This window comes from Pseudomonas siliginis, from assembly GCF_024072275.1.
Taxonomy (GTDB): domain Bacteria; phylum Pseudomonadota; class Gammaproteobacteria; order Pseudomonadales; family Pseudomonadaceae; genus Aquipseudomonas; species Aquipseudomonas siliginis.
In genome coordinates this window covers 2,410,231-2,429,179 of record NZ_CP099598.1, presented here as the reverse complement: position 1 = coordinate 2,429,179, position 18,949 = coordinate 2,410,231, and the positions used below count along the sequence as shown (strand labels likewise).

16 protein-coding genes are annotated in these 18,949 nt (G+C 58.1%); 5 read left to right on the top strand and 11 right to left on the bottom strand.

The window, feature by feature from the left end; all coding sequences use genetic code 11:
• The gene (locus NF676_RS11355; RefSeq protein ID WP_206663340.1) at positions 1-597 is read right to left on the bottom strand and encodes an NADPH-dependent F420 reductase; all 597 of its coding nucleotides are present in this window, start codon (positions 595-597) and stop codon (positions 1-3) included.
• Positions 598-604: 7 nt separating this feature from the next.
• Positions 605-1,357 (bottom strand): 3-oxoacyl-ACP reductase family protein, encoded by a 753-nt coding sequence (locus NF676_RS11350; RefSeq protein ID WP_130889210.1) that lies wholly within the window; start codon positions 1,355-1,357, stop codon positions 605-607.
• Positions 1,358-1,469: 112 nt separating this feature from the next.
• Between NF676_RS11350 and NF676_RS11345 the strand changes: the two genes are divergently transcribed.
• Positions 1,470-2,396 carry a LysR family transcriptional regulator gene (locus NF676_RS11345; protein ID WP_252887715.1) on the top strand — a complete coding sequence of 309 codons (927 nt, stop codon included), beginning with the start codon at positions 1,470-1,472 and terminating at the stop codon, positions 2,394-2,396.
• A gap of 168 nt (positions 2,397-2,564) precedes the next feature.
• Positions 2,565-3,524 carry an EamA family transporter gene (locus tag NF676_RS11340; RefSeq protein WP_252887714.1) on the top strand — a complete coding sequence of 320 codons (960 nt, stop codon included), beginning with the start codon at positions 2,565-2,567 and terminating at the stop codon, positions 3,522-3,524.
• A 64-nt stretch (positions 3,525-3,588) separates the two neighbouring features.
• Here the strand turns inward: NF676_RS11340 and NF676_RS11335 are convergent, their stop codons facing one another.
• The 6 genes from NF676_RS11335 to NF676_RS11310 all read right to left on the bottom strand — a co-directional run bounded on the left by NF676_RS11335 (position 3,589) and on the right by NF676_RS11310 (position 8,830).
• A complete protein-coding gene (locus NF676_RS11335) occupies positions 3,589-3,882 on the bottom strand; it encodes a hypothetical protein (RefSeq protein WP_252877898.1) in 294 nt (97 codons plus the stop codon).
• 80 nt (positions 3,883-3,962) lie between these two features.
• The gene (locus NF676_RS11330) at positions 3,963-4,619 is read right to left on the bottom strand and encodes a DUF2931 family protein (protein WP_252887713.1); all 657 of its coding nucleotides are present in this window, start codon (positions 4,617-4,619) and stop codon (positions 3,963-3,965) included.
• Positions 4,619-6,160 (bottom strand): T6SS phospholipase effector Tle1-like catalytic domain-containing protein, encoded by a 1,542-nt coding sequence (locus NF676_RS11325; RefSeq protein ID WP_252887712.1) that lies wholly within the window; start codon positions 6,158-6,160, stop codon positions 4,619-4,621. The genes NF676_RS11330 and NF676_RS11325 overlap by 1 nt, the downstream gene beginning before the upstream one ends.
• A gap of 138 nt (positions 6,161-6,298) precedes the next feature.
• Positions 6,299-6,658 (bottom strand): DUF6124 family protein, encoded by a 360-nt coding sequence (locus NF676_RS11320; RefSeq protein WP_252887711.1) that lies wholly within the window; start codon positions 6,656-6,658, stop codon positions 6,299-6,301.
• A gap of 620 nt (positions 6,659-7,278) precedes the next feature.
• Positions 7,279-7,839 (bottom strand): nucleotidyltransferase family protein, encoded by a 561-nt coding sequence (locus tag NF676_RS11315; RefSeq protein ID WP_252869238.1) that lies wholly within the window; start codon positions 7,837-7,839, stop codon positions 7,279-7,281.
• Between the two features lie 124 nt (positions 7,840-7,963).
• Positions 7,964-8,830 (bottom strand): LysR family transcriptional regulator, encoded by an 867-nt coding sequence (locus tag NF676_RS11310; RefSeq protein ID WP_252887710.1) that lies wholly within the window; start codon positions 8,828-8,830, stop codon positions 7,964-7,966.
• Positions 8,831-8,973: 143 nt separating this feature from the next.
• Here NF676_RS11310 and NF676_RS11305 point away from each other — a divergent pair, with 143 nt between their 5' ends.
• Positions 8,974-9,948 (top strand): hypothetical protein, encoded by a 975-nt coding sequence (locus NF676_RS11305; protein WP_252887709.1) that lies wholly within the window; start codon positions 8,974-8,976, stop codon positions 9,946-9,948.
• Between the two features lie 143 nt (positions 9,949-10,091).
• A complete protein-coding gene (locus tag NF676_RS11300) occupies positions 10,092-10,859 on the top strand; it encodes a sulfite exporter TauE/SafE family protein (protein ID WP_056784810.1) in 768 nt (255 codons plus the stop codon).
• Between the two features lie 12 nt (positions 10,860-10,871).
• On the opposite strand, the gene NF676_RS11295 is transcribed toward NF676_RS11300, so the two are convergent.
• On the bottom strand, positions 10,872-11,816 hold the full coding sequence (locus tag NF676_RS11295; RefSeq protein ID WP_252887708.1) for a GlxA family transcriptional regulator: 945 nt from the start codon (positions 11,814-11,816) through the stop codon (positions 10,872-10,874).
• 116 nt (positions 11,817-11,932) lie between these two features.
• Here NF676_RS11295 and NF676_RS11290 point away from each other — a divergent pair, with 116 nt between their 5' ends.
• The gene (locus NF676_RS11290) at positions 11,933-12,697 is read left to right on the top strand and encodes an SDR family oxidoreductase (RefSeq protein WP_095179612.1); all 765 of its coding nucleotides are present in this window, start codon (positions 11,933-11,935) and stop codon (positions 12,695-12,697) included.
• Between the two features lie 57 nt (positions 12,698-12,754).
• Here NF676_RS11290 and NF676_RS11285 read toward each other — a convergent pair whose 3' ends face one another.
• Positions 12,755-18,217 carry a trifunctional serine/threonine-protein kinase/ATP-binding protein/sensor histidine kinase gene (locus tag NF676_RS11285; protein ID WP_252887707.1) on the bottom strand — a complete coding sequence of 1,821 codons (5,463 nt, stop codon included), beginning with the start codon at positions 18,215-18,217 and terminating at the stop codon, positions 12,755-12,757.
• Between the two features lie 56 nt (positions 18,218-18,273).
• Positions 18,274-18,945 carry a response regulator transcription factor gene (locus NF676_RS11280; RefSeq protein ID WP_056784803.1) on the bottom strand — a complete coding sequence of 224 codons (672 nt, stop codon included), beginning with the start codon at positions 18,943-18,945 and terminating at the stop codon, positions 18,274-18,276.
• Positions 18,946-18,949: the final 4 nt, after the last annotated feature.

Below are 18,949 nucleotides of genomic sequence, written 5' to 3'. Positions count from 1 at the left end.
TTAACCATGTTTGACCAGGTTCAAGGCTGGCAGCGGTCCGCCCGGAAACTGCGCAAGCATTCCTTGCTGCACACCGCCCAGATCGATGCCGTAAAAACCCAGTTGAGTAATCAGCTCTGCAACCTTGGTTTTGCTCGTGGCATCTTCACCGGAATAAAACAGCACCCGCTTGCCGCCCTCGGCGGAGGGATCGCTCAGCAGAGCCGCGAGCAAATGGTTGAAGGCCTTGACCACGTGCGCACCGGGCAGCATCTGCGCCACCACTTGCGAAGACGGCTGGCCGCCCAGATCGAACGGTTTGAACAGTGGCGCCTCGATCGGGTTGTTGGCGTCGATCACGATACGTCCATCCCAAGGCCCGAGATCGCGTACCGCGTCGGGGATCTTCGACCAGTTCACCGCCAGAAAAACAATGTCCGCCTGACTGGCTTGCTGAGCCGTCACCGCTTGTGCGAGTGGACCCAATTCGTCGACCAAACCGGCAAGGCTCTGCGGCCCACGGCTGTTGGCCAGACTGACCGGCAGGCCTGCGTTGACGAGCAACCGAGCGATGGCGGTGCCGATGGAGCCTGTACCAATGATGCTGATAGTCATGATGCTCTCCTTACGCTGTGAAGCCGCCGTCGACGATTAATTCTGCACCGGTGACAAACCCGGCGTCCGCACTGGCCAGGTACGCCACCGCACTGGCGACATCCTTGCCCTCTCCGTACCGCCCCATGGCGATGTTCGGGCGTAGGAAGTCCGCAATAGGCCCGTCGGCCGGGTTCATGTCGCTGTCGGTCGGGCCAGGATGGACTGTGTTCACAGTGATGCCGCGCGGCCCCAGATCGCGCACCAGTCCACGACTGAAACCGGTCAGCGCACCTTTGCTCAGGGTGTAGACGGAGGCGGTAGCGAACGCAGCGTATTGCACCATCGAGCTGCCGATGTGAATGATGCGGCCGCCCTGCCCCATGTGTTTGAGCGCTTGCTGAGTGGCGACGAAGACGCCGGTCACGTTCACCGCAAGGATGCGTTGAAAGTCCTCAAAGGCGATGTCCTCGGGGGCACCGAGCAGGCTGATACCAGCGTTGTTCACCAGAATGTCGATCTTGCCAAAACGCTGTGCAACCTCGGCAATCGCTGCACGTACAGCCTCGGGATTGCCCGCATCGGCCGCCAGCGCCACAGCCTGGCCGCCCGCCGCAACGATTTCCTGCACGACCGCTGCGGCGCGATCTGGCGATGCGTTGTAGGTGATAGCGACGGTTGCGCCATCTGCCGCGAGCCGTTTGGCGATGGCTGCGCCGATGCTGCGTGAGCCACCGGTAACGATGGCGATTTTGCCGGTCAGTGGAAGCGTGGATGTGTTCATGGTCGAGCCTCTGGGTGGTTGAAGTTGATGAGGCTATGAGACGCTTTTTGATCTTCCACCAGTAGTGGAAGACAACTAGAATCACTTTCAATCATTAGTTGAAGGTGCGCGGATGGAAACGTTGGGTAATTTGCTCTCATTCGTGCGCAGCGCCGAGGCAGGAAGCTTCTCTGCGGCGGGGCGCCGCCTGGGCCTGACACCCGCGGCGGTCAGCCGCAATGTCGCGCAATTGGAGGCTAACCTCGGCGTACGCTTGTTTCAGCGCAGCACGCGCAAACTCACGCTGACCGAAGCGGGAGAACGCTTTCTGGCCAATGTCGGTTCAGGACTGGAAAGTGTTCAAGCGGCGATCGCCGATGTGGCCGGCAATGCCGGAGAGCCTTCCGGCACCCTGCGTCTAAGTGCGGCACCGGGTTTTGCCAGGGATTTCCTGCTGCCGCTGATGCCGGAATTTCTCAATCGATATCCCGCCGTGATCCCCGAATGGCATGTCGACAATCGCCAGGTCGATCTCATCGCGGACGGCTTTGATGCGGCTATCGGCGGCGGCATCGAACTCGCGCAAGGTGTGGTCGCCAGAGCCATCGCCCCGGCGCATCTGATTCTGGTGGCCTCGCGGGAGTATCTGTCGGGGCGCCCGCGCGTCCAGCGCATTGAAGAGCTGTCGACGCTGAATCACCTGGCCATGCGCTCGGTGCAGACCGGCAAGGTGCGTAGCTGGATGCTGCAAGGCCCCGACGGGCAACGAGCGCCCCTCGAGTTGACGCCGCGCCTGTTGGTCAACGATCCGCAAGCGCTGTGTCAGTGCGCCCGACTGGGGTTGGGGGTTGCGCTGTTGGCAGTTCCGGATGTTTTGCCTTATCTGCAGGACGGTACGCTGGAAAGGGTTTTGCCCGATTGGTATGTCGATGCAGGGCAAATCTATTTGTACTTTTCCAGCCAGAAACTATTGCCAGCAAAAACCCGGGCTTTTGTGGATTTTCTGGTCGGTCAGGCTCGTGAGGATGGGTGGGCAACTCGACTTGATGCTCGTGCCTAGCAAGCAAGTTATACGATCTCTGAAACTCAAACAGCATCACGCCTAAGCGGCTTTTCAAGCCTTTCGAGCTTGCCGCGCCTGCTCGATTACGGTACAAATCGGGCAGTTGTACGACAACATAATAAAAACCTGAGCCACCCCGAGTGGCTATCATTTTTGAGATCTGCCATGTCCCGTCCTGAGTTTGCGCCAACCGTACCGCCGCCCTTCCCCCGTTATCTCGCCGTGATCATTCTGTTGTGCATGGGTTGTGCGTTCGCCGGCAACCACGTCGCGGCACGGGTGGCTTTTGATGATGGCGCGGGCGTGTTGCTGGCGATCCTGATGCGCTCCGGCGGGACCCTGCTGGTTCTGGCCATTCTCGTCCTGTGGCAGCGGCAAAGTCTGCGTCTGCCGGCGGGCGCCTGGCGTTGGCAATTACTGTTGGGGCTGTTGATCACCGCGCAGAGCCTATGTCTGTACTCCGCTGTCGCGCGGGTCCCGGTCGCTTTGGCGCTGCTGGTGGCCAACGTGTTTCCGATCCTGCTGGCCTTGCTGACCTGGGCGCTGGGCGGCCCACGACCAAGCGCGCGCACCGCGATGTTGATGGGCTTGATTCTCGTGGGATTGGTGTTCGTACTGGACGTCCCCGGACGTCTGTCAGACAGCGCCAGCGTCGGCCCGGAATGGCTACTGGGCGTTGCACTCGCCTTCTGCGCCGCCAGCGTATTCGCCTGCGCGCTGTGGATCACCGACCACAAACTGTCGCAAGTGCGCGGCTCGGTGCGCAGCCTGCTGACCATCTTCATCGTCTTCAGCAGCGTCAACCTGGCCGGCCTGACCGGCGCCCTCCCCGGCGGACTCAACGTCCCCGCCACCTCAACCGGCTGGCTGGCCCTTGCCACGCTCGTCGTGCTCTATGGGACCGGCTTCATTGTGTTGTTCATTTCCGTGCCCCGACTGGACATGCCACGCAACGCCCCGGTGATGAATATCGAACCACTGGCGACGTTGTTGATGGGCTGGATTGTGCTGGATCAAATGCTCAGCAGAGGGCAGATCGTGGGTGGAGTAATTGTAGTGAGCGGGATTGTTTTGCTGACGTATCGCAAAGCGCCGGTGAAGGTTGGGGTGAAGGCTGAGGTTTGAGGGGGTGTGGTGGCGGGACTCTTGGTTGGCGAGTCCTGCTTATCGCCCCCGGCTCGATACCGGATCAGCAGAATTGCAGGCTCTCGAGGTCTACCTGGACATAGCTTCCTATTTCACCCTTGTAGAGATAAATAGCAGTTGCCTCCAGCTCTGTTTGTAAGAATCCCACCAAGGTTCTGAGCCTGGTGCTTGCGGCCATATCAGTGGGGTGCAAAACCATCGCACCACCGGGTTGATCATCGTAAGTTCTTACGAGAAACTCATCGACACCATCCAGAATCAGGTAATTGAAACCTCGATACTCATAGCCTGCGTCGTAGTCGACATCATCGAAACGGTCGACCTTTTCTATTCTCAAGACGCCGCCCCGCTAATTCGACCCAGCGAAATTGAAACGGTCTGGCGCCTGAAAAGTAGATGCTGCTCCATCCACGTCATTTACCAGCTACCGTACGGGATGCCGAACTTATCAATGTATCGCTTGGCCTTTTCGCTCACGGGATAGGCATAGCGCCCGCCATGCTTGCCCTGCTCCGGGCCGAGAGGTTCGAGTTCGCCTTGAGCATGGGAGACTTTTATCGGGCGGTGGCAGGAGTCCCTGACCCACGCTTGAAGCACTCCCCCCGGGGCGAGCCCCACAAGCAGCGTTGCGGAGTAACGTGCGGTTCTTTCGGGAGTCTTCGGGCACCGCTGATGTGTGGACTGCACCATCAGTTGCCTCGCTTCTTCTGGAATCTCTATGAAGCCTTTATAGGTTTTCTGCTCCGATATCGACTGCCAACGGACAAAAATCATTCGAGGAAGGTCAGCACCGGTAACCAAAACTCCAGAACCACCGACTGTTCCCCAACCTCGGGCAGACTCCGTCCCATCTTCTGGTTCGCCTCCGGGAGCGGATTTTCCACCGACTCTGAAAAACATTCTGTTATTGATATCCAGCACCGAGCTGTCCTCAACCCAGATCTTCATGTAATTCGGCTCAACGAATCCTATTTGCCACCAAGCAGACTTGGGGTCATTTTCTCCACTTTCGAAACCTCCTTTCTGGCAGCCCATTAACAATAAGGCGACAAGCAGAGCGATTACAGACTTCATTACCAGAGCTTCCAATCAGCTACGTGAGGATGTTGTACACGGATCGCGTCTTCCGTCGGGGCGTTGATGTAAACAGCATCAATACCGCTCCCGTCTCTTCTTCCAAGGGGATGATTCCAGTTTGCAGAGGTATGAATGTACTTCAGCTTGAGCAAAGCCTCTTCTTCTGCAGTTGTTCTATAGTTTCCGGTGAGAAATCGGTCACAAAGAGGTTGCAGCTCTGCCGGCACGGAGTATTCGTCATCTTCCGGTATATCAATGAATTGAACACCCTTTTCTTTTGCCAGCTGATACATGACTCTTAAATAAACTCTCGAAAGTTTTCCACTCACCGGACGTTTCAATTGTAGAGCGGCATATACGCGCTTCTGCCCCGGTGAAAGCCTGTCTTGATGCTCCTGCGGAATTTCGAAGGCAGCCGGGGTAACAATATCCAGCAGATGCGCAGGCCATCCTTTAGCAAGCCACTCGCTTTTTACGCGCGCGGCGTCGTGATAAATCGACGTCGTTGAAACGTCTACGTACCGAGGTACATCGAGAGTTTGCATCGGACTGACAAGCACGCGTTCCTCTACTTCATCAAGATAGCTGCCGCCAATATCCGAATGAACCCCGGGAAGAGTGTACTCAGGGTGCGCGGGCTTCACCCGGCTGAGCGCAAAATTAGCGCGACACTCATCGCGCGCTACGAGATGTACGACATCCGTGAAGTATCGACGGTCCAAGTAAAGCCTCACACCGGGAGCTATAGGACTTTTCACCCGGCCAAGATTGGTGAAGCCAGCAATTGAGGGCACCGTGTCAAAGAGCCCGATGAAACCCATTTTGATGCCGTTTCCGTATTTATTATCAAAGGTGCGACTGAAATCTGCGGCGTTCCGGTTTAGGAGATCTCCTAAAGCTCCTTGCTTACCCCGCACCACTTCATTTGCGAAGTGCCGTGCAGCAGCAGCCCCACGACTGAAGCCAAATGTATCGAACGTCAGGGACGCAATTTCACTGTCGGGGTTCTCTTGCAGTGCCTCTTCGATAGCTTGTTTTATCTGCATGAAGGACGCTTGTACGCGACTCGTAACACCAGTCTCACCTCGCCCCGTTCCAGCACCTACAGCGCTATCCATCTGATCGCTTTCAGTGCCTATACCTTCGACATATATTGGGCTTGAGACGAACTTAAGAAAGCCATCGCCTTCGGCTTTCTGGGTCTTTTTATACAGAGAAAACAATTTCTTGATATTCGTAGGCCCGGCGCCATAACTACTATCCGGGTCACTCATATAAGGCATGCAGCTAGCTGGTATATCCTCAGGCGCAATCGGATGCTGAGCACCACACAACAACCCCGCAGCAGAGTTGTTCGCATTGTTGCCAGTGCCATCAAAGAAAACCCCGATCCTCAACGCAATGCCTATCTTCTCAGGCTCGCGCGCGGGCTCTTTCCCGTGCTTCTCATATTCGGCCCAGTGCTGGGCGTGCAGGTCGACGGGTTTGGCTTGTTCGTAGCGGTAGTTTTTCGGCGGGTTTGGAACGTAACCACTCAATCCTTGATTCCCTGTTCTGATCCTTGAAGAACGGCCCGAAGGGTGACAGTCGAGACCGGGTGGTGCAAGCCGTGGCCGTGTGCCAGCCATCGTGCGCCCGGGGGATGCGACGAGGTTTTGCGCTCGTCGCGTTGCGGGTTATTTGGCTATTTCGACTTTATCCAACGCCTGATTGACCGCGATTTCGCCGAGCATGACGACCTGGGCGATGCCTAGAAGGGTTTTGCGGCGCGGGTTGTCGAGCAGCGCGGCGAAGTCGTAGAGCATGGTGGTGGCCGAGCCGAGGGATTCGCTGGCGTTGGCCAGCAGGGATTCGGTGTCGTATTTCGGGTTGGCGAGGAACATCTGTTCCGGGGTGTTGGTGCTGGCCAGGATGTCTGCCGGGCCGAGGTAGTGATCGAGGGCGCGTTCGGCGGCTTCGTGTAGTTTTTTCGATGCACCGGATTCGTAGGGTGATGCGGGGTCGGTGGTTGGGGGATTGGGTGTGACCTTGAACATGGTGAAACTCCTGATTATTCGTCTGGAGCTGCCAACATCACTTGCAGATGATGGGTGGCAGCTGTGCGCGGGTCTGCAAGACCGGGAAATCAGGAACCCGGCAGACCCGAAGGTCTCCCGCACAAAGCCGCCATTGAGCGGACACGAACGAATGTCCTTTGGCAGGGGTATGCGACTGATTTCCGACGGGCTTGCAGACCCGATCACTGATGAGCAGTGACAGGAATCAAGTTACGGAGGGAACGGCAGACGCACAAGCCGGCGGATTCTGGCGTAGTCGTAGGGAATGGCGCAAGGCGTTGTAGCCGTTTGCTTAATGCTTGATTTACTGTTTAAACGGGCTAAGGGTTTTCTGTTTATGTGGCGGTGAATGGGCTGGCGTCATCGCGAGCAGGCTCACTCCTACAAGGGGATCAGGCGATGGGCAGTCACAGCATTCTGCTCCTGCACATTCAACTGTCGCTTCTTAAGCAGCGGGTCAATCTCCATTTTGCTCCTTGGTCGTGTGCCGCTAGTTGTCCCTGGTACTTCAAAGCCTCAATCAAAAACCCGAGCGCTCTACGAAAGGTCGGGATGCATAAAGATTTCCTTATCGGTTTAAACGATCAATCGGGGCGGCATCAACCCTGCGTTACGAGCGTCAATTTCGGCCAGATCTCGAGCCATCTCTTCGACTGCAGGCGCTCCAGAAACACCACGTATTTATCACTTTCAAATCGGGCGGTTGGCCGCACTTTCAGCGCAAACAAATCCTCCAGCCCCAATGGCGCCGAAACCTCTATCGCACCATGCCGATCAAGCCTGACACCTACTGCCGTAGCAGTTTCCGGCCAGAACGTCATTGCATCCGCAGCCGCCCCATAAGGCGCATCGGCGTTCCGCTGGTGCATGCGTGCCTGGTTTTTCACCGACCACTTCAAGTCACTGCACAGTGCTGCAAGCTCGACCTCCAAGGCCAAATCCGTTTGATCACCGGGACGTGTTCTGTCAAACCATATGACATCAATGTCCTCGGGCAACGGCGAAGGTTGGCGCTGATGCAGATGATCCCAAACCAGGCTGCGCACAAAACCTGCGGCAACCCAGCAGTCCGGCAAGTTGAGAACCCTGACTATGCGCAAGATGTGCATGCGGACGGGATCTTCAGCAATCAGATCCCGCAGTTGCGCTTCCAGATTCATTTATTTCAATCCAATGACCATGGTTGCGAGAGCCTATCAGTGATCTCTGTAAGCGCTCGGTCCCTTGTGCTGAATGACGAGTGCAGGCGAACTTTGCAGGATAGGGCCAACTGCCGACCACTTCTCAAACCTTGAACTCTTCCTTAAGCAAATCGGCAAACTTGTCTTTTGCGCGATTAGATTCAACGTGCCTGTTCCAGATAAAATAATTCTGCACAGGCTTTAAGTCATTGAAGAAGAATCCTTGAATACCGCCGAGCTGGCGGAACTGTTCAAACATGCCTCTGGGCACCAACGATATCCCGGCGCCTGAACTTACGCAGCCAAGGATGGTGCCATAACTGGCTATGCTTGTTATCGGATTGAAAACTTTGTACCGTTCCAGCCAGGTTACCAAAGCCTTTCTGTAGGGACATCCTTCAGGCCACATGAATAAATCCACACCGCGCAGGTCCTCTGGCTGGTTTATCACCCCCGCGGACGGCGAGGCAATCACCACTAGATCCTCTTCATAGATCTCCAGACTCTCGATGTCCGGATGTTCTGGCCTGACGGCAATTATTGCCCCGTCCAACGTGTAGTTGACCACTTCTGCGGATAATTGTGACCAATCGCCAGTGCTGAATTGCATTTGTACAGCCGGATAAAGTTGATGAAACCTGGATAGCACTTTGGGTAACCGGCCGGTAGCGGATGATTCTATGGCACCAATCCTGAGTTCTCCCGAAGGAGCTGACGACGGATCAAGCGCTCGTTGCGATTCTTCGCACAAAGACAGGATTTTGTTGGTATAGCCGAGAAAAAGCCGACCTGAAGGGCTGATGATCAATCCTCTGCCTTTCCTTATAAACAGGTCAACTCCAAGCTCACGTTCCAGAAGCTTGATGCGGTTGGTGATGTTGGACGGCACGCAGTGCAATCGCTCCGAGGCACGGACGATACTGCCCAGATCGGCTACTGCCTTGAACATGACCAGTTGCGAAAACTCCATGTAAACGCTCATTAAAAATGAATGATTTGGTCAGTATAAGTCACTTGTCGCAGGCCAACAAATCGGGCTAATTTCGCCGCTGCAAGGCAAGAAAGTGCGTTAAAACCAAACATTTCATAGGTCTTTAGGGAGAAGGACACATCATGAGCTCAGCATCGCCACAGAGTCGTTTGGAACCGCTTGAACATAAATCCATGCAAGAATTTGGCGAGACATTTATCCAGGCCCTGCCCAAGCACATACGCAACTTGAAAATTCCCGGACGTACCTTAGAAGAAAACCAACGGCGTCAACCGTTGCTGGCCTGCGTCGGCAACGTTGCTGAGATACAGGACGCCATGCTTGAGGTACTCAATCATTCCATCACGCAAGACGCGCAACTGGCGGCTGAAAGCGCATTCAGGGCGTTCCTCGAAAAGCCAGTAATAGACTCGTCGGTATTGAGCTTTTTCAATGGGTGGAATGAAACCCATAAAACCACCAGCGTTGTCTCGGCAAAAATCATCATGCGCCTGTCGGCGGATGCGATATCGGTATCTGCCGACAGACGTGAGGGTTACCACAATGTCATGGCGCATATGCATGAAGTGGCGAAAGATGATTTCGGTCTTGGACATCAGGGCCATGACGGAATGTACAACTACATGACTGCAGCTTTTGGTGCGTCAGCCTGGGTTGAAGAACAATTCAAAATTGCTGAATGCAATGACTTCGCGGACTTCCTATACAACACCGGGGTCGCCAAGCATAAAACGGCACTAAACTCGCAGGAACACAAATCTTCAATTATGGATGCGATGATGGTTTCAATCTCATCTGAACTGTGGAACGGTCGTGAATACAATTTCATCGCTCAATATATTGAAGCAAAACTCCTCGCGGCCAATCCGTTCTTGAGGACAAACACGCAAAACCTGCGTAACGCCAAAGGCTACGTAATGGGGCACTCCGGAGAAGTTGAGAACAAACACGGATTGCATGCCTTGGCGGCCGCGCAAGCTTACGGTCAGACGGTAGGTCTGGAATTCAAGCCTGCGCGACTGAAGGGCATCATGCTCAATTACAATGAAAGAGTCGGCAATGCATTCTCCGCCATGCATCGGATTATGACCTGTTGATCTCTATGGATTAACGAAGCATGCCGATGAACTCTCATAATGTGAGCTTGGAGAATGATCGGCATGTTTTGACGATATTTAAACCAAACCACGAGCGACTCATGAACCTTCCGGCCAAATGACGTTCCGCAGGGATCTATCGCATGGATGTTGAACACGCTGTTCTTGCATTGGGTTTCTTCGCGTTTTGTGGTGGCCTGATAGACGCTGCGGTCGGTGGCGGGGGCCTGGTACAGGTGCCGGCACTTCTGCATGCTCTACCCCAGTACAGCCTTGCCACCATTTTCGGCACCAACAAACTGGCCGTTCTGGCAGGCAATATTTCATCAATATCGGGTTACCTGAAGCGCATAAAAATTCGCTGGAATTTAATGCTTCCGACCATGCTCGCCGCTTTTTTATTTTCTTTTCTCGGAGCTCTCTCGGTATCCCTTGTTCCTAAAAGATTGATGGAGATCGTTGTCTTTTTCATATTGATAGTCATGGCTATCTACACGTTTATGGAAAAAAAACTTGGTTTGGCAGGCAAAGACCGCCACTTCGGAACGAAAGACATTTGCCTTGGAGTTTTCTTTGGCAGCCTGATCGGTTTCTACGATGGTGTCTTCGGCCCGGGCAGTGGCAGCCTGCTGCTGTTTATCTTCGTCAAGGTCTTTGGCTTTGATTTCCTCAATGCATCAGCCTCTGCAAAACTGGTCAACCTGGGGACGTTCAGCGCTGCGCTCATATTTTTTATCCCCTCCGGTAATGTCTTGTGGGCGATTGGCGGCATAGTTGCTTTATGCAATATGGCCGGTGCACTGACCGGTGTCTTTCTGGCATTACGTTATGGAAGCAGTTTCATCAGAGTTTTTTTCCTGATCCTGCTCGTATTCCTGATCGGCAGAATGGGGGTCAACATTTTTTCGTAGACCCTGGTCACGTCATACCATCCGCCGCGAATCCCGCCGTACCGCCTGCGGCGGCACGCCAAAGCCGCGCATGAACACCTCGCGCATGTGCCGACGGTCACGAAACCCGGTTTCTCTGGCGACCACATCCAGACTGTGACTGCTTTGCTCGATCAGCAAACGCGCTGCTTCCAGCCTTAGGCTCTCTATCGCCTTGGCCGGAGACTGGCCGGTTTCGGCGGTGAACACCCGGGTGAATTGCCGCGGACTCAGGTGCACCACTTCGGCCAGTTCTTCGACACTCAGCGGGCGATTGAGGTGTTTGCGCGCGTAATCCAGCGCACTCTGAATGCGATCGGATTTGGGTGACAGCGACAGCAATTCCGAATGCTGCGACTGCCCGCCCGAGCGGCGCTGATGCATCACCAGCCGGTGGGCCACCGAGCGCGCAATGTCGCTGCCCAGATCTTTTTCGACCATGCCCAACGCCATGTCGACCCCAGCGGTCATGCCCGCCGATGTCCACACCGGGCCGTCGATAATAAAGATCCGGTCGTCCTCGACATTCACCGACGGATGCATCCTGCGCAGCGCCGGGGCGAACGCCCAGTGCGTGGTCACGCGGCGGTTGTCCAGCACGCCCGCCTGCGCCAGTACGAACGAGCCGGTGCAGATACCGGCCACTCGGCGCGCGCCGTCGGTGAACCCGCGCACGCTGTGCAGCACGTCAGCATCGGGCGGCGTCAGCGGTGTCAGCGTGCCCGCCACCATCCAGCTGTCGGCCAGCCCGACCGCCGTCAATGGCAACGTATCGACGTGCAAGCCCAGCGAGGAGCTGACGATGCCGCCGGCCTGGGAAAAGTTCTGCACCTTGTACACGGCTTTGCCGGTGACGATGTTGGCGAACTCGAACACCGACTGGGTCGCCAGCGCCATGACCTGAAAACCTTCCGTGAGCAGATAGCCGACTCGATGCATGGTCGTGCTCCGTTTGTTGAATGTCCTGAAACACTACCACATACGTCATTCAGGTCGGCGCAGGTTTTCTCCATCATGGCTCACATACCAACCAATCCACTTGCGGGACGCAGCTCATGAAACTTGAAGCCAACACGATCTTCATCACCGGCGGCACTTCCGGCATCGGCCGCGCACTGGCCGAGGCCCTGCATCAGCGCGGCAACAAGGTCATCATCGCTGGCCGTCGCCAGGCCCTGCTGGCAGAGATTGCCCAGGCCAACCCGGGCATCGATACCGTGCAGCTGGACATCAACGATGCGCAGCAGATCAACGACGTCGCCGCCGAAGTCATCCGCCGCCATCCGTCGTTGAACGTAATCATCAACAACGCCGGGATCATGCCCTTCGACAACGCGGGTTCCGGCGACTACGACGATGAACAGGCCGTCGGTCTGTTGCAGACCAACCTGCTCGGCCCGGTGCGCGTCAGCGCGGCGTTCGTCGAACACCTCAAGCGCCAGCCCGAGGCCTACATCATCAACAACAGCTCGGTGCTGGCCTACCTGCCGCTGGCGACCACGGCGCTGTATTCGGCGACCAAAGCGGCGATCCATTCCTACTCGCTGTCGCAACGTTTCATGCTGCGCGACACCAGCGTCAAGGTCCTGGAAATCGCGCCACCTTGGGTCGATACCGACCTGATCCACAAGAGCGGCGACGAGCGCGCCATGCCGCTGGACGAGTTCATCGAGGAAACCCTGATCAAGCTGGAAACCGCCACCACCGAAGTGCTGGTCGACCGAGTGCTGCCGCTGCGAGCCAACCAGGGCGCGAACGAGCACGGGTTGATCGAGCAGTTCAACCTGTCGCTGCTGGAAAATCCTATTCCGGTGGCCTGAACTCACCGACAGAAACATCCGGGCTCAATGCCCGGGTAGCCTGGCTGTTGATCATGTTCATTCACAACGCGGCAAGCCAAACACCACCCGCGCCCCCCTCGGCTCATTGCGCTCGGCCCACAATTTGCCGCCATGTCCTTCAATGATCGTGCGGCAAATCGACAGGCCCATGCCCAGCCCGGTGGATTTGGTTGTGAAGAACGCCGTGAACACTTGCTCCGCCCGCTCGCAGGCAAAGCCCGGCCCCGAATCGCTGACGCTGATGTGCACGTTATCGCCCAGCGCCTCACTGCGAATCAGCAGACGTCGCTGCCCCTCTGCCATGATCGTCATGGCTTCGAGGCTGTTGATGATCAGGTTGAGCAACACCTGTTGCAGTTCGACCCGGTCCGCCACTACGAAAGGCAAATCTGCCGCCAGCTCAACGCTGACTTCGGCGCCGTGCTTGAGCGCTTCGCCCCGGCTGAAACCGACCATTTCTTCAATCAGCAGATTGAGGCTGACAGGCTGACGCTGCGGTGGCGTTTTGTGAATCAGCGCGCGGATGCGCCCGAGTACGTCGGCGGCGCGGTTGCCGTCGAGAATGATATGCCGCAGGCCCTGCTCGACCTCGTTGATATTTGGTGGCTTTGCACCGAGCCAGCGCAACGCGGCATTAGCATGGGTCACCGTGGCGGCGATCGGCTGATTGACTTCGTGGGCAATCGATGCGGCCAACTGACCCATGGTTGCCACACGATTGGCGTGGGCCAGTTCCGTTTGCACCTGACGATAACGACGCTCGCCTTCGCGCACTTGCTCTTCAGCCAGCTTGCGTTCGCTGATATCCAGCACAAAGGCCAGGCCCTGTTGCTGACTCGCTTCGAAGGCAGCCAGACCGACAATCACCGGCAGCCGACTGCCGTCCTTGCGGATGTACTCCTTTTCGAATGGCTGGGCCCGGCCAGTGTGGATCGCCGTTGCCAGTGCAATATCGCTGTTAGCGCGCATCGCCGGCGGGGTCATGTCACGCCAATGGACACTGCCCGAAAGCAACTCATCACGGGTGTAACCGACCATGCGCAGGAACGCGTCATTGGCCTCGATGATTTCCCCTTCCACGCCCCAGACGATGATGCCGATGATGTTGGCGTCGACCAGCCGACGGATCTTCGCTTCTCGCTCGGCGAGGTCGCGGTACAGGCGCGCGTTGTCCAGCGAGATCGCTGCCTGCGACGCCACCAGGCGCAACACGGCGAGACGCGTCGGGCTGAACACCCCGGCGGACAGGTTGTTTTCCAGATACAGCGCCCCGGCGACCCGCGCCTGATTCATCAATGCCAGGCACAGGATCGAGCGCGCGCCTCGTTGCTGAACGTATGGATCAGCGGCGAACAGCGGATCGGCAACCGCGTCGTCCAGGCACAGGTTTTCGCCGGTGCGCAGCGTCTGGTAGAGCACTGACTCTGCCAGCGCCACCGTGTGCAGCGGCGCGTTGCACAGCTGCGTGGCACCGTCGCCGATACGGGTTCGCGCAGCGACATAGGGAATGTCGGCGTTCAACAAAATGAGCAGGCCATGCTCGGCCCCGGCCTGTTCGATCGCGGTGCGCATCACCGTTTCGATCAAACGGTCCAGGACGATCTCGCCGGAGACTGCTTGAGAGACCTTGAGCACCGTTGCCAGGTCGAGATGTTCAACTGGCGTAATGAGCGTGGTGACCGGATTCGGTTGCGCCTCTTCGGCACGCAGAAAACGATGACGTCGCTCCAGCTCCCGCACCTTGCCAGCAGCCCCCCAACGCAGATAGGCGTAGCGTGCGTCGCGCAGGTAAACCCGGGATATCCTGACCAGCCCGCGCGCGCCGTAGAACCGTGCGGCCAGTTCGTTGGCCAGCGCTTCGATATGGAGCAAACCATTGTCCTGAGCCAATTGAATGGCTTGCTCGTACTGCAATTCGGCTTCGAGCAACTGTCCGGTGACGCGCGCCATTTCCGCGCCGACCAGCGCCACCTGACTGGCGAAGGTCTCTGCACACAAGCGCGCCCACGTCTGCAACTGTTCATGATGTTGACCCAGACGCTGCAAAGCACCGGCGTCAGTTTCGCCGTGGGCCGCCAAGGTCAACGCCGCGTAGAAATGGTATTCGGCCTCCTCGAAAAACGCCGAAACCACCCACAAAAGTCCCTGCGCCTGGGCCGCGCACTCAGCGGCCGCCGCGTAATCCCCGGCCAGATAGCGCGCCTGCAACTTGCGTACCCAGTACTTGCCGCGCGCCAGCGCCAGATCCGCCGAACCGGCCAGATGCGCCTCGACAGCTGTTTCATCGAACCCGTCATCGTCGAAACAGCCGAACGTCGGCGTCTGCCCGCGCAGCATGCGGATCAGCGTCAACTGGCAGCGCATGAAATCCGCCACCAGACCGAAACCGACCTTTTGTGCATAGACCAGCCCTGATTCCGCTTGCGCCTGCACCTCGGCCAGCGGCTCGCCGATAAACAACAGATCGGAAATCAGGCTGTTTCCGGCGAACGCGGCATACGGCAGATCGCCGCTGCGATGGGCCGCGTTGAGCGCACGGCGCAACAGTTCGCGGCACTCGCGCACTGGCCGCATCCAGCGCACCACGAAGATCGAGAAGCACAACCAGGTGCTCGCCTCATAACGCGTGAGCCCGCGCCGATCAACCAGATCGCAGCCCAGACGGCCAAATCGATAACCAGCGGCATAGTCGCCAAAACGCGGCCCCGACACGCGCCCGAAGTTGGCATAGAGCAGGCAGGAGGCGTCGCAGTTGCCATATTGCAGGCTCAGGCTGATCGCTTTGCAAATGGTCAGGCTGGCGAGGTTCAGATCCGACTGCACCGCCGGCGCGAAGAGTTTGCCCAGCGCATCGAGGGTGGCCCGCGCGGCAGGATCCTCCATCAGCGGCAAGTCGATCATCTGCTCGATACTGCGCCCGCGCAGGCTGGTCCAGACCTGCTGATATTCGTCGCGCACCTGAATATCGTCCGGACGCGCTGGCCAATCGATGCCGACCTGACGCAGAAAGGCCAGACACACCGTCACCGCCCGGTCACTGCGATCAAGCAGCAAGTAGACATCCATCTGCAGGCACGCCACCGCCGCGCGCTCGACGGTGGTCACGGCGCGCTCGGCCAATGTCGCCAGGCGCGAGTCGGCAAGCTGCAGTTGGCCGGTGAGAAATTCGCACTCGGCACGGTTCAGCTCCAGAGCGAAACCCAGTTCATGCCGACTGTCATAACCCTGCTCGCCCAACAGTTCTGCGCCGGCGCCCAGATAGGTCAGTGCTGAGGTATAAGCGGTCGAGGCCTTCGCTCGCTGGCCGGCGAGCAGGTTGAACTCGGCCAGTTGCTCGCGCTCGGCACGCAGGCTGATCAGATGCGCACCGCGATTGAGCTGGCCGACAATCTCGAAGATCGCCTCCTCGCGCCGCTCACCCTGGGTTTGCAGTGCCAGCAGCCGGCCGATGCGCAGGTGCATTTGCGCCCGTTCGGTTTCAGCGATCAGCGAATACGCCGCCTCATGGATGCGATCATGCACAAACCTGTAGGCACCGTCCTGACGCTCGACCAACTCAAGCCGCACCGCCGGCCACAATGCGGAGTGAACGTGAGGCACCGGCACATCAAGGACTGTGGCCAGCGTGTCGAGACGCGCGACGTTGCCCAGGCAGGCCAGTTGTTGCAGCGCCTGGCGGGTTTCCTGGGGCAGCCGCGCCAGTTTGCCGACCATCAAATCGACGACATTGTCGGTGTAGCCCTTGCCGTTGATCAGGTGCACATCCCACCGCCAGCGCTGGCACGCAGGCTCGTATGTCAGCAGCTTCTCCTCGGCCAGGGCGTGCAGAAACTGGATGACGAAGAACGGATTGCCAGCGGTCTTGTCCAGCACCAGCCGCGCCAGCGCGACAATGCTCGCCGGCGGGCAGCGCAGTGACTCGCTGATCAGTTGTTCGATGTGCGCGCCAGCCAGTGGCGCCAGACGAATTTCGTCAATGTGTACGCCGGCGTGATGCAGGGTCTTGAGTGTGCGGCTGAGTGGGTGATCGCCATCTACCTCGTTGTCGCGATAAGCACCGACCAGCAGCAGATGAGGGGTCTCTGCGCGACTGAGCAAATCTTCGAGCAGATCAAGGGTGGCCGCGTCGAGCCATTGCAGGTCGTCAAGGAACAGCGCCAACGGATGCTCGGACTGAGCGAACACGCCGATAAAACGCTGCAAGACCTGAAGGAACCGCTGCTGCGCCTGTTGCGGCTCCAACTCAGGCACGGGCGGCGGCTCGCCGATGATCAGCTTGAGTTCGGGGATCAGATCGGTGATCAACCGCGCATTCGCTTCCAGTGCCCGCAACAGTGCTTCGCGCCAGCCCGCCAGTACGTCGGTGCGCTTGCCCAACAGCGTCCGCACCAGCCCCTGAAAGGCCTGAACCAGAGTCGAATAAGGCACGTCGCGCTGGTACTGGTCGAACTTGCCGGCGGCGAACAAGCCACGCGACGGCACCAGCACCTTGTGCAGTTCACTGACCACCGACGATTTGCCGATGCCGGAATAGCCGGATACCAGCACCAGTGTCGGCGCGCCTGTCTGCACCACATTGGCGAAGGCATCGATCAACGTTTGCACTTCGTGTTCGCGGCCGTAGAGTTTTTCCGGAATCAGCAAGCGCTCGCAGGCGCCCTGCTCGTCCAACGTGAACGTCTCGATCTGCCGCATACGGCGCCAGTCATCGAGGCAACGGCGCAAGTCATGCTCGACACCGACTGCGCTCTGATAGCGCTCCTCGGCAGTTTTCGCCAGCAGTTTCATGACCACTCGCGAGAACATCGGCGGCACCGTCGCCACCCGTTCACACACGGGCATTGGCAGCCGCGCGATATGGCAATGCACCCACTCCATCGGTTCACTGGCACTGAACGGCAGCGAGCCGGTGAGCATCTGGTACAGCGTCACGCCAAAGGCATACAGATCACTACGCGAATCGATCGAACGATTCATCCGCCCGGTTTGCTCCGGCGCCATGTAAGCCAGCGTGCCGGCGATAGATTCCGGTGGCGTGGGCGCTTGCCGTTCCCGTGGCAAGCGCGTGGCCAGGCCGAAGCCGGTCAGCCGCGCCTGCCCGTCATGGCAATGGACAAAGACATGCTGCGGTTTCAGGTCTTTGTGCACCAGACCACACTGATGCATAAGGCCCAGTGCCTTGGCGATGTTCGTGGCCAATTCCAGACAGGTTTCGATATCCAGCGGAGCGACCAGCAATCGCGACAACGGCTCGCCACCCGGATCGTCGAACAGCAGACGAACTCGGGTGCCCGTACGCTCGAAAGCTGTCGGCTGCAACGCCCAGGCAGGATTGAGGTCGTCCCTGAGGCTGTATTCATGCGCCAGACGCTCCAGGGTGCTCGGCAATGGCTGGCCCATCGCCGGACGCACCGCCAGTAGGCTGCCATCATTCGAACCGCGCTCACGGGACAGCACCCGCTCGCCGTCGTCCCACAAAATCTGTTTTCTGCTGGCCATCTGCGTCAACACTGCTCAGGTTTTTTGCCGCACGGTGAGTTGCACGTCGCCAGCGCTCAGGGGTTGCGCTGGACAGGCTCGATGCCCAGCGCTTCTGCGATACGCACCAGATCGGCCACTGAACGTGCGGCCATTTTGCGCATGACCTGGCCACGGTGGACCTTGACCGTGACCTCGCTGAGGTTGAGCTGTCCGGCAATCTGTTTGTTCATCAGCCCGGCAATGACGAAGCCGAGCACTTCGCGCTCACGTGCGGTCAGGGTTTGGTAAGCCCGACACAAAACGGCGCCGGAGTGTTCGGCTGCTAGCCGCGCACGGTCGCGAGCCAACGCACTGGCCACGGCGTCGAGCATGTCCTGATCACGGAACGGCTTGGCCAGAAAATCCACCGCGCCGGCCTTCATCGCCTTGACGCTCATGGCGATGTCGCCGTGGCCGGTCATGAACACCACAGGGATGCGCAAGCCATTTTTTTCCATCTGTTCCTGAAACGTCAGGCCACTTTCGCCGCGCAGGCGCACGTCGAGCACCAGGCAACCGGGTACCTCACGTTGCGCTTGCGCGAGAAAATCTCCGGCGCTGTCGAAGGTTCGCACCTGCAAGCCGATCGAGCGCAGCAAGCTGTCGAGCGCCTGGCGCATCGAGGCATCGTCATCGACCACGTACACCACTGGTTCGCCGAGCACATCGGGACTTTGCGCAGGGCTGGAATGCGACCACAAGGTCATTGTG